The 3,041-nt window shown below is 29.9% G+C and carries 3 protein-coding genes; all 3 read left to right on the top strand.

Going from position 1 to position 3,041, the window contains the following annotated elements; translation table 11 throughout:
- Nucleotides 1–184, top strand: a 184-nt coding sequence (locus BRSU_RS14610) for a hypothetical protein (RefSeq protein ID WP_048596196.1), incomplete at its 5' end; no start/stop codon positions are given.
- A gap of 20 nt (nt 185–204) precedes the next feature.
- Nucleotides 205–1,914: a hypothetical protein gene (locus BRSU_RS13935; protein ID WP_048596195.1), complete on the top strand. Its 1,710-nt coding sequence runs from the start codon at nt 205–207 to the stop codon at nt 1,912–1,914.
- 218 nt (nt 1,915–2,132) lie between these two features.
- On the top strand, nt 2,133–3,041 hold a 909-nt coding region (locus BRSU_RS13930; protein ID WP_048596194.1), incomplete at its 3' end, for a hypothetical protein.

Genomic DNA, 3,041 nt, shown 5'->3' with positions numbered 1-3,041 from the left:
GATGCATGATGAATATCTTAGAAGTCAGGCATCAAATGATAATCAAAATAATTCAAATGATGACTACATATCTAAATTCAAGGAGATGAATGAAGAGTATGTAGAAAGTCATAAGCAAGATGAAATACCACAGGAAAAATCATCAGAGCCAACAGGTGAAAAGAAGAAGAACCATCAGAATTAACTAATGATTATATATCTAAGATGCATGATGAATATCTTAGAAGTCAGGCATCAAATGATAATCAAAATAATTCAAATGATGACTACATATCTAAATTTAAAAAGATGAATGAAGAGTATGTAGAAAGTCATAAGCAAGATGAAATACCACAGGAAAAATCATCAGAGCCAACAGGTGAAGTAAAAGAAGAAGAAATATCAGAACCTGAAGAAAAAGCTGAATTAGTAGAAGAACAAAAAGAAGAAGATCATACACCTGAAACAGAGGAAGAAATAAAAGAAGAATTATCAGAAACTTCTGAGGAATCAGAAGAAGAAGAAATCATTAATAATGAAGATGACTTAACAGATGAAGATAAATCAATGATAGAAGGCTATCTAGATAAAGTAGATGCTTCTTCAGAAGATTTAACTGATGAAGAAAAAGAATTATATCAAAGCTATCTATCTAATACAGCAGAAGAGATAGAAAGTAAAGATGAATCTTCAGAATTAGATCCAGAGGAAGAAATAAAAGAAGAATTATCAGAATCTGTTGAGGAAGTAGAAGAAGAAATCATTAATAATGAAGATGATTTAACAGATGAAGATAAATCAATGATAGAAGGCTATCTAGATAAAGTAGATGCTTCTTCAGAAGATTTAACTGATGAAGAAAAAGAATTATATCAAAGCTATCTATCTAATACAGCAGAAGAGATAGAAAGTAAAGATGAATCTTCAGAATTAGATCCAGAGGAAGAAATAAAAGTAGAAGAATTATCAGAATCAACAAGTGAAGTAAAAGAAGAAGAGACATCAGAACCTGAATTAGTAGAAGAACAAAAAGAAGAAGATCATACACCTGAAACAGAGGAAGAAATAAAAGAAGAATTATCAGAATCTGTTGAGGAAGTAGAAGAAGAAATCATTAATAATGAAGATGACTTAACAGATGAAGATAAATCAATGATAGAAGGCTATCTAGATAAAGTAGATGCTTCTTCAGAAGATTTAACTGACGAAGAAAAAGAATTATATCAGAACTATTTATCTAATTCTGAATCTCAAGAATTAGAGAATAAAGAAGAAGAAATATCAGAACCTGAAGAAAAATCTGAATTAGCAGAAGAGCAAAAAGAAGAAGATACTACACTTGAAACAGAGGAAGAAATAAAAGAAGAATTATCAGAATCTTCTGAGGAATCAGAAGAAGAAGAAATCATTAATAATGAAGATGACTTAACAGATGAAGATAAATCAATGATAGAAGGCTATCTAGATAAAGTAGATGCTTCTTCAGAAGATTTAACTGATGAAGAAAAAGAATTATATCAAAGCTATCTATCTAATACAGCAGAAGAGATAGAAAGTAAAGATGAATCTTCAGAATTAGATCCAGAGGAAGAAATAAAATCAGAAGAAGCAGCAGAACCAACAAATGAAATAAAAGAAGAAGAAATATCAGAACCTGAAGAAAAATCTGAATTAGTAGAAGAACAAAAAGAAGAAGATCATACACCAGAAACAGAGGAAGAAATAAAAGAAGAATTATCTGAAACTGCTGAAGAAGTAGAAGAAGAAATCATTAATAATGAAGATGACTTAACAGATGAAGATAAATCAATGATAGAAGGCTATCTAGATAAAGTAGATGCTTCTTCAGAAGATTTAACTGATGAAGAAAAAGAATTATATCAAAGCTATCTATCTAATACAGCAGAAGAAACAGAAAGTAAAGATGAATVTTAGAAAGTCATAAGCAAGATGAAATACCACAGGAAAAATCATCAGAGCCAACAGGTGAAGTAAAAGAAGAAGAAATATCAGAACCTGAAGAAAAAGCTGAATTAGTAGAAGAACAAAAAGAAGAAGATCATACACCTGAAACAGAGGAAGAAATAAAAGAAGAATTATCTGAAACTGCTGAGGAATCAGAAGAAGAAGAAATCATTAATAATGAAGATGACTTGACAGATGAAGATAAATCAATGATAGAAGGCTATTTAGATAAAGTAGATGCTTCTTCAGAAGATTTAACTGATGAAGAAAAAGAATTATATCAAAGTTATCTATCTAATACAGCAGAAGAAACAGAAAGTAAAGATGAATCTTCAGAATTAGATCCAGAGGAAGAAATAAAATCAGAAGAAGCAGCAGAACCAACAAATGAAGTAAAAGAAGAAGAAATATCAGAACCTGAAGAAAAATCTGAATTAGCAGAAGAGCAAAAAGAAGAAGATACTACACTTGAAACAGAGGAAGAAATAAAAGAAGAATTATCAGAATCTTCTGAGGAATCAGAAGAAGAAGAAATCATTAATAATGAAGATGACTTAACAGATGAAGATAAATCAATGATAGAAGGCTATCTAGATAAAGTAGATGCTTCTTCAGAAGATTTAACTGATGAAGAAAAAGAATTATATCAAAGCTATCTATCTAATACAGCAGAAGAGATAGAAAGTAAAGATGAATCTTCAGAATTAGATCCAGAGGAAGAAATAAAATCAGAAGAAGCAGCAGAACCAACAAATGAAATAAAAGAAGAAGAAATATCAGAACCTGAAGAAAAATCTGAATTAGCAGAAGAGCAAAAAGAAGAAGATACTACACTAGAAACAGAGGAAGAAATAAAAGAAGAATTATCAGAATCTGCTGAGGAAGTAGAAGAAGAAATCATTAATAATGAAGATGATTTAACAGATGAAGATAAATCAATGATAGAAGGCTATCTAGATAAAGTAGATGCTTCTTCAGAAGATTTAACTGATGAAGAAAAAGAATTATATCAAAGCTATCTATCTAATACAGCAGAAGAGATAGAAAGTAAAGATGAATCTTCAGAATTAGATCCAGAGGAAGAAATAAAAGTAGAA

Origin of the sequence: Brachyspira suanatina (assembly GCF_001049755.1) — a bacterium.
Taxonomy (GTDB): Bacteria; Spirochaetota; Brachyspiria; order Brachyspirales; family Brachyspiraceae; genus Brachyspira; species Brachyspira suanatina.
Note: the sequence above shows the minus strand (reverse complement) of the source record. Positions and strands in the feature narration are given on the sequence as shown.